The 12,282-nt window shown below is 74.1% G+C and carries 11 protein-coding genes; all 11 read right to left on the minus strand.

The features are described from left to right. Positions 1-157: 157 nt before the first annotated feature. Positions 158-2,089: a multicopper oxidase domain-containing protein gene (locus ABZ861_RS30785; RefSeq protein WP_361637103.1), complete on the minus strand. Its 1,932-nt coding sequence runs from the start codon at positions 2,087-2,089 to the stop codon at positions 158-160. 147 nt (positions 2,090-2,236) lie between these two features. Next, positions 2,237-4,033, minus strand: a complete 1,797-nt coding sequence (locus tag ABZ861_RS30790; protein WP_361637106.1) for an ABC transporter ATP-binding protein — start codon at positions 4,031-4,033, stop codon at positions 2,237-2,239. A 128-nt stretch (positions 4,034-4,161) separates the two neighbouring features. After that, on the minus strand, positions 4,162-4,335 hold the full coding sequence (locus ABZ861_RS30795) for a hypothetical protein (protein ID WP_361637109.1): 174 nt from the start codon (positions 4,333-4,335) through the stop codon (positions 4,162-4,164). Between the two features lie 196 nt (positions 4,336-4,531). Further along, complete coding sequence (locus ABZ861_RS30800) at positions 4,532-5,449, minus strand: ABC transporter permease (RefSeq protein WP_361637112.1); 918 nt, start codon at positions 5,447-5,449, stop codon at positions 4,532-4,534. Further along, positions 5,436-6,239, minus strand: a complete 804-nt coding sequence (locus tag ABZ861_RS30805; protein WP_361637115.1) for an ABC transporter ATP-binding protein — start codon at positions 6,237-6,239, stop codon at positions 5,436-5,438. The genes ABZ861_RS30800 and ABZ861_RS30805 overlap by 14 nt, the downstream gene beginning before the upstream one ends. Before the next feature lie 60 nt (positions 6,240-6,299). Then, a complete protein-coding gene (locus ABZ861_RS30810) occupies positions 6,300-7,409 on the minus strand; it encodes an aliphatic sulfonate ABC transporter substrate-binding protein (protein WP_361637118.1) in 1,110 nt (369 codons plus the stop codon). After that, positions 7,409-8,737, minus strand: a complete 1,329-nt coding sequence (locus ABZ861_RS30815; RefSeq protein WP_361637120.1) for a GTP-binding protein — start codon at positions 8,735-8,737, stop codon at positions 7,409-7,411. Before ABZ861_RS30815 ends, ABZ861_RS30810 begins: the two co-directional genes overlap by 1 nt. Before the next feature lie 2 nt (positions 8,738-8,739). Continuing rightward, complete coding sequence (gene cysD, locus ABZ861_RS30820) at positions 8,740-9,678, minus strand: sulfate adenylyltransferase subunit CysD (RefSeq protein ID WP_361637122.1); 939 nt, start codon at positions 9,676-9,678, stop codon at positions 8,740-8,742. Then, positions 9,675-10,256, minus strand: a complete 582-nt coding sequence (gene cysC, locus ABZ861_RS30825; protein ID WP_361637159.1) for an adenylyl-sulfate kinase — start codon at positions 10,254-10,256, stop codon at positions 9,675-9,677. The genes cysD and cysC overlap by 4 nt, the downstream gene beginning before the upstream one ends. Before the next feature lie 119 nt (positions 10,257-10,375). Further along, complete coding sequence (locus ABZ861_RS30830; protein ID WP_361637125.1) at positions 10,376-11,152, minus strand: alpha/beta fold hydrolase; 777 nt, start codon at positions 11,150-11,152, stop codon at positions 10,376-10,378. Positions 11,153-11,727: 575 nt separating this feature from the next. Then, the gene (locus ABZ861_RS30835; protein ID WP_361637162.1) at positions 11,728-12,189 is read right to left on the minus strand and encodes a carboxymuconolactone decarboxylase family protein; all 462 of its coding nucleotides are present in this window, start codon (positions 12,187-12,189) and stop codon (positions 11,728-11,730) included. Between the last annotated feature and the right edge of the window lie 93 nt (positions 12,190-12,282).

Consider the following 12,282-nt stretch of genomic DNA (forward strand, 5'->3'; position numbering starts at 1 on the left):
CTGACAGCCATCGACAGGGAAGAGGCGGGAATCGTCATGACCTACCTGTCTGCGGGTGACCTGGTCTTCCCGCGTCCCTCGGGACGCGGGCCGCCGTCCGCGGGTTCCGGGCCGGGGCCCGCCCCGGCCGCAGGGGCGGGCCGCGCGGCGTCGTGCGTCAGTGCTGGTGGCCGCCCGCGTGCAGATAGGCGGCCGGCGACACCACGAGGGGCCGCGTCATGTGCGCCTCGTGCTCCAGCATGTGGCAGTGGTGGACGCCCCTGCCGACGACGGGGAACCGGACCGCCACGGTGACCAGTTCGCCCAGCGTGCTGTTCGGGGCGATCTGGCCGGCCGTGCCCACCCGGACGACGTCCTTCTCCCCGCGCTCGTGCGCTTCGAGCGTCCCCGCGGCCTTGAACGCGAGGGGCCTGGCCGAGCCGCGGGCGACCCGGTCGAACCCGGTGAGGTCGTAGCTCTCGCGGGACAGCACCTGGAAGTGCGCCAGGTGGATGTGCATGGGGTGCGGGGCCGCGGCGAGGTTGAGGTACTTCCAGACCTCCACGTCGTCGTGCGCGACGGTGAACGCCATGCCGTCGTCGTACTCCATCGCCGTCCTGCGCAGCGTCGTGACGGCTCCCCCGGCGTCCTGGACCTGGACGACCCCGGGGGAGGGGAACGCGATCCCCGCCGGGTCGACCTCCTCCATCTCCCACAGCTCGGGAAGGTCCGACGAGCCGGGGCCGACCATCGCCACCCACCGGTGGACGTGGTCGTGGGGCAGGTCGTCGTGGGTGAGCCGCTTGAACGTGGGCGAGAGGACCGCCGGCGGCGCGAACCGGCCAGAGGGCCTGCGGTCCGCGACGCGGAACTGCATCACGTCGGGCTCCAGCAGGTCGTTGCGCCGGTCGGAGGCGCCGGGCACGACGCCCTCCAGCGTGTTGACCAGCTTCAGGGCCCGCCCCCGGAACGCGCTGAAGTCGACCAGCACGTCCGCGCGCTCGCCGGGGGAGAGGTTGAGCGCGCCCTCGACGGTCAGCGGCTCGTCGATCAGGCCGTGGTCGGTCCCGATCACCCGCAGCGCCCCCGGGACGGGCACGCCGTCCGCCAGCAGCATCAGCCGGTATATCCGGGAGTTCGCGGCGTTGACGATCCGGAACCGGTACCAGCGCGGCGCGACCTCCAGGTAGGGCCAGACCACCCCGTTGACCAGGGTGTAGGGGGCCGCGTGGACGCGCATGAGCCGCTGCGGGCCGATCATCTCCACCTTGTGGACCAGCCGGCCGGTCAGGGCCCCGGACTCGTCCACGTCGAAGTTGCGGTCGCTCAGGAGCAGCGGCACGTCGTGGGCGCCCTCGGGCAGATCGAGGGCCTCCTCCTCCCGGTTGCGGGAGAGGAACAGGCCCGCGAGCCCGGCGTACACGCTGAAGCGGCTCACGTGGTGGGTGTGGTCGTGGTACCAGAGCGTCGTGGCGGCCTGGTCGTTGGGATAGGCCGACAACTGCACGTCGCCCGGACCTATGAGGTTCTCCATCCAGCCGTCGTTGCCGCCGCCGGCCAGCATGCCGTGCAGGTGCACCGCGGCCCACGGCGGCAGGTCCGCCACGCCGGGGACCGCCTGGGTCCCCGCCGTGCCGGGGTAGTTGGAGAGCGGGTCGGGCGAGCGGCCCGCGGGCGACCCGAAGTCGACGGCCGTGACCGGGACGTCGCCCGTGAGACGGTTCTCCCAGACGACCCGCAGCGGACGGCCGCTGACCGTCTCGATGGTCGGGCCGGGGTAGACGCCCTCGTACGTCCACATCGTCACCGGCGGCATCTGCGAGTGCACGGCGACGTCGGCGGTGCGCATGCGGACGGTCAGCTCGTCGTGGTCGCCGCGCTCGCGGGGGCGCAGCACCGGCGGGATCCGCAGCGGATCCTTGAACTTGGTCAGCTTCAGCTCGGGCGCCGACGGCTCGGGCCCGCCGGCCGCCGCGGCGGCCGCGCCGTCCGGCGTGACGAAGGGGGCGGCGCTCATCAGGGCGCTCAGGCCGGCCACGGCGCCGTAGCGCAGCAGCGCACGGCGGTCGGGCCCGGACGGCTCGCATGTCTTCGAGGCGGTGGGATCCATTCGCCCGACGCTAGGGGCGGCCGCTCTCGCCGGACTCGAGCCCGGCTCCAGACCGACGGAGCCGCCCCGGCCGGTCCGGGGAGCGGGGCCCGGATCCGGCCGGAGCGGGGCCCGGGGGAGCGGGGCCCGGGTGCGGAGGAGCGGGGTTCAGACCGCTATCGGCTGGCTGTCGCGGTTGACGAGCGTCGCGTAGTGGCCGCCGCGCAGCAGCAGCTCGTAGTGGGTGCCGCGCTCGGAGACCCGGCCCCGGTCCAGCACGATGATCTCGTCGGCGTTGCGGACGGTCGACAGCCGGTGGGCGACCGTGATGGTGGTGCGGCCCACGCTGGCCGCGTCGATGGCCTTCTGCACGGCCTGCTCGGTCTGGGTGTCCAGGGCGCTGGTGGCCTCGTCGAGCACCAGGACCGGCGGGTCGCGCAGGATGGTGCGGGCGATGGCCAGACGCTGCTTCTCGCCGCCGGAGAACCGGTACCCGCGCTCGCCGACCACCGTGTCGTAGCCCTCGGGCAGCAGCGTCAGATAGTCGTGGATGTGGGCGATCCGCGCCGCCGCGAACAGCTCCTCGTCGGTCGCGTCGGGCTTGGCGAACCGCAGGTTGTCCGCGACCGTGGCGTGGAACAGGTACGTCTCCTGGGAGACGACGCCGACCGCGGCCGTGAGCGTGGCGAAGGACAGCTCGCGCACGTCGACCCCGTCGATCGTGACGGAGCCGGCCGTGACGTCGTACAGCCGCGGGATGAGGTAGCTCAGCGTGGTCTTGCCCGAGCCGGTCTCGCCGACGATCGCGAGGCTGCGGCCCGCGGGGACGGTCACGTCGACGCCGGCCAGCGTCGGCCGCTCCGCTCCCGCGTAGGAGAAGCCGACCCCCCGCATGCGCACCTCGCCCCGCAGGGCGGCCGGCTCGACCGGCCGCTCCGGCTCGGCGATGTCCACGGGCAGGTCGAGGTACTCGAAGATGCGGCTGAACAGCTCCAGGGAGCCCTGGAGGTCGATCCCGACGGTCAGCAGCCGCTGCGCCGGGCGGAACAGGCTCTGCTGGAGGGAGGTGAACGCGACCAGGGAGCCGATGGAGAGGGCCATGCGGCCGTCGTGGGAGGTCAGCCCCGCCACCCAGTAGATCACCGCCGGCATGGAGGCGATGACGACCCAGATCGTCGACTGGTACCACAGGCCCGCCGTGGTGACGCGCACCTCGGAGTCGGCGAGCCCGCGCGACTGCCGCGCGAAGTCCTCGCTCAGGGAGCGGGAGCGGCCCATGGTGTGGCTGAGCAGGATCCCGCTGATCGACAGCGACTCCTGCATGGTCGAGGACAGCTCGGCGAGCTGCCTCTGCCGGTCGCGGGTGATGCTCCGCCGCTGGTTCCCGACGCGACGGCTCACCAGGGCGAACGCCGGAAGCATGAGCATGGAGGCGAGCGTCAGGCGCCAGTCGAGCAGGAACATGGCGGTGGTCGAGGCCAGGACGACCGTCGTGTCGGACAGCAGCGCCGTGGCGGTGGTGGTGAGGGTGACCTGCATCCCGCCGATGTCGTCGGCGATGCGGGACTGCACCTCGCCGGTGCGGGTGCGGGCGAAGAAGGCCAGCGACATCCGCTGGAGGTGGGCGTACACCGCCGTGCGCAGGTCGTGCATGACGAGCTGGCCCACCGTGGCCGACACGTGCGTCTGCCAGACGTTGAAGGAGCTGGTGGTGACCGACACCGCGATCATGCCGAGGGAGAGCAGGGACAGCAGCCCCAGCCTGTCCCGCGGCAGCGCCGTGTCCATGATCGCGCGGATCAGGAACGGGTTGACGAGGGAGACCAGGGCGGAGCCCGCGACCAGCGCCACCACGGACAGCAGCTTCCCGCGGTAGGGGCGGAACAGCCCCAGGACGCGTCGCGTCTCGCCGTGTCTCCTCAGTGCCTGACGAGGACGTGTGGTGCCCGAGCTGGCGCCGCTCACCCTGGCCTCCTTCTCTCTTTCGGTCGGTTCCGGTCGACGGACGGGCGCGGGGCGACGGCGGCGCCGAAGCCGCCCGGTCCCCGCGCCGCGCGCGGATCGCTCTCGCCCCGCGCGGCGGCGCGCCGCGCCTATTGCAGATGCCTGACCAGCGCCGCCCACTGGGCGAGCTCCTGCGCCGACAGCGGCGGCAGGCACGGCTGGTCGGCGGGCGCCCCGGCGGACTCCTCCCACGCGTAGGGGGGACACATCCCGTTCCACGCGAACCCCGTCCACATCAGGCCCTCGCCGAGTCTCTTCCACATCGCTCGCATAGCGGACCTGGGCTCCGCGCCCATGTCGACCTCCATTCGCAGGGGAACCGCCCACGCCAGCCTGTGCACCGCCGCTCAACGGGACGTCGGGAGCGCGTCGAGTCCCGCTGGAGAGCGGTTCCCGTTCCCGGCCTCGCCCTCGGCGGTCCGGGGCCGCGCCGCGCGGCCGCCTGGTGCAGGTGGCCTCTCAGCGCGCGGCCAGCAGTCCGCGGCCGCGCAGCGCGCGGCGCTCCAGCGGGGTGAAGACCAGCAGGTCGACGGCGACGCCGACGGCGAGGATCAGGGCGATGCCGAGCAGCACGCCCGGCATGTCGGAGAACTCCCGCTGGTTCTGCAGGTAGCGCCCCAGGCCGACCCCCAGATCGGGGGAGGAGGCGATCAGCTCGGCGGCCATCAGCGACCGCCAGGAGAACGCCCAGCCCTGCTTCAGCCCGGCCAGGTAGCCGGGCAGCGCGGCGGGGAGCAGCACGTGCCGGGCGCCGCGCAGACCGCTCGCGCCGAGCGTGCGGCCGGCCCGCAGGAACAGCGGCGGGACCTGGTCGATCCCGGCGATCAGGCCGTTGGCGATCGAGGGCGCCGCGCCCAGCAGGATCACGGCGTACATGGCCGAGTCGTCGATGCCGAGCCAGATGACGGCGGCCGGCACCCAGGCGACCGAGGGCAGCGACTGCAGTCCCGCCAGCACCGGCCCGACGGCGGCCCGCACCGGCTTGACCCGGGCGACGAGCAGGCCGACGGGCGTGCCGATCGCGACGGCCGCCAGGAAGCCCGAGGCGCCGCGCCACAGGCTCGTCCAGACGATGGAGAACAGGCTGCCGTCGCCCCACAGGAGGGCGAGCGCGTGCCACACGTCGCCCGGACTGGGCAGCTTCTGGGGGCCGGCCGCGTGCAGGCTGTAGGCGAGCTGCCAGGCGCCCAGGACCAGCGCGACGCTCACGAGCGGCGGCAGCGCCTTCGTCCTCAGCGCCTGGCCGACCGAGGCGCGCTGCGTGTGGCGGGCCTCCAGGGCGTCGAGGCCGGCCCCCAGCGCGTCGAGGCCGGAGCCCGCGCCGTCGCGGCGGGCGGCGCGGGCGCCCGCCGCGGGCCGGGCGTCAGTGCTGGACATGGCGACGGATCTCCTCTCGCAGGTGCTCGGTGATGTCGGCGGACAGCTCCGCGACCTGGGCGGAATCGCCCCGCAGCGCGTGCGGCAGGTCCACGCGCCACTCCCGGGCGATCCGGCCGGGCCGGCACGACAGCAGCACGACGCGCTGGGCGAGGCGCACGGCCTCCCGGACGTTGTGGGTGACGAACAGGACGGTGAGCGCGCGCTCGGTCCAGATCCGGGTGATCTCCTCGTGCAGGACGTCCCGGGTGATGGCGTCGAGCGCGGCGAACGGCTCGTCCATCAGCAGCACGGTGCTGCCCGAGGCGAGCGCGCGCGCCAGGGCCACGCGCTGGCGCATGCCGCCGGACAGCTCGTGCACCCGCTTGCGGTGCGCGCCGCCGAGGCGGACCAGCTCCAGCAGCCGCTCGGCCTCGGGCCTGCGGTCCTTGCGGGGCACGCCGGCCAGGCGCAGCGCCAGCTCGATGTTGCGGCCCGCGCTCAGCCACGGGAACAGCGCGTGGTCCTGGAACATCAGCGAGGGGCGGGCGCCGGGCGCCTCGATGACTCCGGCGCTGGGCTCGTCGAGGCCCGCCACCAGGTTCAGCAGGGTGGACTTGCCGCACCCGGAGGCGCCGAGCAGGGTGACGAACTCGCCCGGGGCCACGTCCAGGCTGACGTCGTCGAGCACGACCGAGGCCGCGCCGGGGCGGCCGAAGGCCTTGGAGACGTGCGAGAGCCGGACCGCCGGGCGGGCGGCCGCGGCCTCGGCGCCGGTGACGCGCTGAGGGTGGGTCAGTGCCGTGGTCATCGCGGACACCTCCTGCAAGAGTGGACGGGGGGCGCTGCGGGGCTCAGGGGGTGCGGGCCGTCACTTCGCGCCGAGCCCGGCGTCCTTCGCGGCGGGCCGGCCGGCCGCCTTGAGCACCTTGTTGAGCAGGGTCAGGTCGACGATCCCGTCGAGGTCGGGGTTCTTGAGCAGGCCCGCGGCGACCGCGTGCGCGGCCCCGGCCCGCAGGGTGTCGGACAGCGGGTCGTCGATGAACTCGATGCTCCGCCAGGCGGGGTCGAGGATGGCGGGCGGCAGCGCGTTGCCCGTGTCGGCCTTGATCTTCAGGTTGGCGTCGGCCTTGGCCTGCGCCGGGTGGGCCTTGATGAAGGCGTTGGTGGCCACCGAGCCGCGCAGCACGGCCTCGACCACGTCGGGGTGCGCGGTCAGGAACTTCTGCGACACGATGACGTTGGCGGTCACGAACCTGCCGCCCGGCCACAGCGTCTTCTCGTCCAGCAGGACCTTCGCGCCGAGCGTGACCAGCCGGGAGGCGGTCGGCTCGGGCACCCAGGCGCCGTCGATGGAGCCGGACTCGTACGCCTCCGGCACCACCTTGTTCTCCGTGCGGATCACCTCGACGTCGCCCGCGCCGGAGGCCGGGTCCACCTTGAAGCCCCTGCCCGCCAGGTAGTTGAGCAGAGCGACGTCCTGGGTGCCGCCCAACTGCGGGGTGGCGAGCTTCTTGCCCCGCAGGTCGGCCAGCGAGCCGATCTTCGCCGGATTGACCACCAGCTTGACGCCGCCGGAGGCCGAGCCGGCGACGATCCGCAGGGACGTGCCGTGCGACTTGACGTAGCCGTTGATCGCCGAGTTCGGGCCGATCCAGCCGATGTCGACCGAGCCGGCGTTGAGCGCCTCGATCTCGGCCGGACCGGCGTTGAAGGACTGGGCCTTGATCCGGGTCGCCCCCAGCTCCTTCTGGAACAGCCCGTCCTCCAGGCCCACCAGGGCGGTGCCGTGCGTGAGGTTGGGGAAGTAGCCGATCCTGACGGCGCCGGCGGAGAGCTTCCTGCCGGAGGCGGGGGCCGCGGCCTGCTTCGCCGGGGTCTCCTCGGCGCTGGCGCCGTAGCCGCAGCTCGTCAGCAGCCCGGCCGCCGTGGCCGCCGCGACGGCAGCCAGGGCCGCGCGCCCGATCTTGTGACGGTGCATCAGTCCCAGTCCTCCTCGTTGGCCGCCGCGGCGGTGCGCCGTGCGGTCTCGAACGGCTCGCCCGCCATGCCGGCGGCGAGGGTGGCGCCGTCGGCCGGGTCGATCAGCACGAACGACCCCGTCCGGCGGTTGTCGGCGTACGGGTCGAGCGCGAGCGGCTCGGCCGTGCGCAGCACGACGCGGCCGATGTCGTTGACCCGCAGGTCCCCGGGGCGGGGGCGCCGTTGGAGCGTGCCGATGTCGAGCCGGTACGCGATGTCCTTGACGACGGCCCGCACGGTGCGGGTGGTGTGCTTGAGCAGAACCGCGGCGCCGACGCGCAGCGGGCGCTCGCTGAGGTGGCAGACGCTCGCCTCGACGTCCCTGACGGGCGCCGCGGCCGTCCCCGCGGCCGCGATCAGGTCGCCGCGCGAGACGTCGACGTCGTCGGCGAGCCGGACGGTGACGGACTGCGGCGCCCAGGCGACGTCCGTCCGCGCGCCGAGCGCGTCGATGGCCGCGACGGCGGTGGTGCGGCCGGCGGGCAGGACGGTGACGGCGTCCCCCACCCGCAGCACGCCCGAGGCGATCTGGCCGGCGTAGCCCCGGTAGTCGGGGTGCTCGGCGCTCTGCGGGCGGATCACGCACTGCACCGGGAGGCGGGCGGCCTCCTCCCGCGGGTCGCGGCCCACCGGGACGGTCTCCAGGTGCTCCAGCAGGGTCCGGCCGCCGTACCAGTCCATGGCGGCGGAGGGCTCGACCACGTTGTCGCCGGCCAGCGCGGAGAGCGGGATCGCCGTGACGTCCTCGACCCCGAGCGTGGCGGCGTACGCGGTGAACTGCGCGGCGGTCTCGGCGAAGACGCGCTCCTCGTAGCCGACCAGGTCCATCTTGTTGACGGCGAGGACGACGTGCGGGACGCGCAGCAGGGCGGCGGCCGCGGTGTGCCGGCGGGTCTGCTCGACGATGCCGTGGCGGGCGTCGACCAGGACGACCGCGAGGTCGGCGGTGGAGGCGCCGGTGACCATGTTGCGGGTGTACTGCACGTGCCCGGGGGTGTCGGCGAGGATGAACCGGCGCCGGGCGGTGGCGAAGTAGCGGTAGGCCACGTCGATGGTGATGCCCTGCTCCCGTTCGGCGCGCAGGCCGTCGGTGAGCAGCGCGAGGTCGGGGCCGTCCCGGCCGCGGTCGGCGGAGACCCGTTCCACGGCCTCGAGCTGGTCCTCCAGGACCGACTTGGAGTCGTGCAGCAGCCGCCCGACGAGGGTGGACTTGCCGTCGTCGACGGAGCCCGCGGTGGCGAAGCGCAGCAGCGCCGTGGCGCTGAGCCGCTCGGTGGCAGTGGTCATCGCTAGAAGTACCCCTCGCGCTTGCGGTCTTCCATCGCGGCCTCGGACAGCTTGTCGTCGGCCCGGGTCGCGCCCCGCTCGGTGAGGCGGGAGACGGCGATCTCGGCGATCACCGCGTCGAGCGTGGCGGCGTCGGAGTCGACGGCGCCGGTGCAGGACATGTCGCCCACGGTGCGGTAGCGCACGCGCCGCCTCTCGACCCTCTCGCCGTCCTTCGGGCCGCCCCACCGGCCGGCGGTCAGCCACATCCCGGCCCGCAGGAAGACGTCCCGTTCGTGGGCGAAGTAGATCTCCGGCAGCGCGACGTCCTCGCGGGCGATGTACTGCCACACGTCCAGCTCGGTCCAGTTGGACAGCGGGAAGACGCGCACGTGCTCGCCCGGCGCGTGCCGGCCGTTGTACAGGTTCCACAGCTCGGGGCGCTGACGGCGCGGATCCCACTGGGAGAACTCGTCGCGCAGCGAGAACACCCGCTCCTTGGCGCGGGCCTTCTCCTCGTCGCGGCGCCCGCCGCCGAACACGGCGTCGAACCGCTCGGCCTGGATCGTCTCGGTCAGCGGCAGGGTCTGGAGCGGGTTGCGGGTGCCGTCGGGGCGCTCCCGGAGCCTGCCGGCGTCGATGTAGTCCTGGACCGAGGCGACGTGCAGGCGCAGGCGGTGCCGCGCCACCGTGCGGTCCCGGTAGGCGAGGGCCTCGGGGAAGTTGTGGCCGGTGTCGACGTGCAGCAGCGCGAACGGCATCGGGGCCGGCGCGAACGCCTTGAGCGCCAGGTGCAGCATGACGATCGAGTCCTTGCCGCCGGAGAAGAGGATCACCGGCTTCTCGAACTCGCCCGCCACCTCGCGGAAGATGTGGACCGCCTCGGACTCCAGGGAGTCCAGGTGCGTCAGCGTGAAGGGGTTCCCCGACGCCTCGGTCAGGCGATGGGTCGCGGTCGTCATGCCAGGCCCCTCTCGGTCAGGAAGGCGTGCAGCTCGGCCGCGGACTGGGCCACCGAGCGGCCTTGCGTCTGGACGCGCAGCTCCGGGCTCCGCGGCGCCTCGTACGGGTCGTCGACGCCGGTGAGACCGGAGATCTCGCCGGACGCCTGCCTGGCGTACAGGCCCTTCACGTCGCGCTGGGAGCACAGCGTGACCGGGGTGGCCACGTGGATCTCCAGGAACGGCGCGCCGCCGGCGGCGTGCCGGGCGCGGACGGCGGCCCGGGAGTCGGCGTAGGGGGCGATGACCGGGACCAGCGCCTTGACGCCGTGGGAGGCCAGCAGGGCGGCCACGAAGCCGATCCGCTGCACGTGGGTGTGCCGGTCCGCGCGGGCGAAGCCGAGGCCCGCGGAGAGGAACTCGCGGATCTCGTCGCCGTCGAGGACCTCCACCTCGTGTCCCTCGGCGCGCAGGCGGTCGGCGAGGGCGCGGGCCAGGGTGGTCTTGCCCGCGCTGGGCAGCCCGGTCAGCCACACGGTGGCGCCGCGCTCGCGGGGGGCGGCGGCCGGCGCCGCCTCCGCGGCGTCCCCGGCGGCCAGGGTCTGAGCCGTGGTCACGGTGGTGTTCTCCCAGGAGGTAGAGGGCGTGCGGTCAGGGACGGGCCGGGCGCGTCCGCGGCGCCGCGGGGCGGCGGCGGGTGCGGGTGCGGCAGGGTCTTTCAGGCGGCGGCGAACTCCGCCAGCGTCCGGCCGAGCACGTCCATGTCGATCCGGTGCCAGGACCCGGGCAGCTCCAGGCTCCGCCCGTCGGGCAGGGCCGCCGCGGTCGCCTGCGCCGCCGCACGCAGCCAGGCGCTCGTGCCGTCGCTGTTGAGGACCAGCGTCGGCGTCCCGAACCCGGCGAGAGGACCGGCCGGGACGGTGAAGTCGCCGCAGATCTCGAGGTCGTAGAGCAGCGTGTGCGCGTTCGTCTCGTTCGCCGCCCAGACGGGGCCGCGCCGCCACTGCGCGACGGTGTCGGGGGTGAGGCCCAGGACCGGGCCGAGGAAGTACTCGGCCGCCTCGTCGCGCCGGTCGCCCTCCAGCAGGGCCCGGATCGTCTGCGCTGCGTTCCACGGGGTCTTGGGGAACCCCTCGACCCGGAAGAACGGCTCGTGCAGGGCCAGCCTGGAGATCGGCGCGCCCGCGAGCGCCGCCCGGATCGCCAGGTTCGCGCCCGTGGACCCGGCGAACACGGCCGCCGAGCCGCCCGCCTCCTCGATCACCGCCCGCAGGTCCTCGATCTCCCGCTCGACGGCGTACTGGGGGGCGTCGCCGCTGCGGCCGCGCCCGCGGCGGTCGTAGGCGTACACGGTGCAGTGCCGCGCCAGCTCGGGGACGAGGTCGTCGAAGATCGTGTGGTCGCGGAACGCGCCGTTGAGCAGCACGAGCGCGGGGCCCTCGCCCGACTTCTCGTAAGCGATCGTCGTGCCGTCCCGCGAAACGACCTTGTGCATCGCGCACTCCTCATGCCGACCGGAGGTTCTCTCACCTCGCCCTGTCGGCAGCTTCGAGCGCGTCGATGGATCACCGGTCGAGAACCGATAGCGGCCCGCTGCACCGCCGCCCCGCCCCCGCCCCGCTTCCGGCGGCTTCCAGGAGCCGCGCGGCCGGGGCGGATCGCGCACGACGCGCCGACGACCGGGGGCGACGCGGCCGGGCCCGCGGCCCCTCCCGGCACGACGAAGGCGGCCGTCCTTCCCGCTTCGAGGCGTCGGGCGACGAAGCGCTGAAGAACGGCCGCCTGCGCGGCGAGGGGGCGCCGAGACCGGCGCTTCTGGGCTCCCTGCCCGGCCCGGACGCGCCGTGACGTTCCCGGGGCGCCTGCCGCGGAGCGCACCCGCTCCACGCGGCCAGGCCCCCGACGCCCCGTCAGCCGCCTTTCGAAGGCGGTGGGCCGGGGCCGGGGGCGGGCGGCGCCGGCGGGCGTCCGGACGCGTCGCCGGCCGGGGACGGCCTCGCGGCCGTCCCGTCGGCGTCGGGGGAGCGCCCGGCGCCGTGCCGGAAAGGCGTGCCGGCGAACCTCTCCGCCCTAGCCCCAGTTCTGGCCCGCGGGCTCCTGGATGGTGACGTTCAGCCGGTTGAAGAAGTTCGTCGTCGCGATCATGAGGATGATCGCGGCGAGCTGCTCCTCCGAGAAGTGGTCGGCGGCCGCGTCCCAGACGTCGTCCGGCACGCCCTGCCCGCTGCGGTCGGCCAGGCGGGTGGCGGCCTCGGCCAGCGCCAGCGCGGCGCGCTCGGCGTCCGAGAAGAACGGCGCCTCGCGCCAGGCGGCGACGGCGTGCAGGCGCTCGTCGGTCTCGCCGGCCTTCTTGGCGCCCGTGGCGCCGGCGTAGACACAGGCGCTGCATCCGTTGATCTGGCTCACGCGCAGGTGCACCAGCTCCAGCGTGCGCTGGTCGACCCCGCCCTGGTGCATCGCCTTGTAGAGGTTCTGGATGCCGTTCGTGGCGTCCGGCAGAACCTGGGCGGGGTTCTTCATACGAGCCTTCATCGCGTCCTCCTCGTCGGTGTTCCGGTCCGTCACCACAATGACGGATCCCGCCCCGTGAAGGTGACCCGCGCACTAGAGAAGCGCTTGAGCGCC

Source organism: Streptomyces sp. NPDC046985, from assembly GCF_040644415.1.
Lineage (GTDB): Bacteria > Actinomycetota > Actinomycetes > Streptomycetales > Streptomycetaceae > Streptomyces.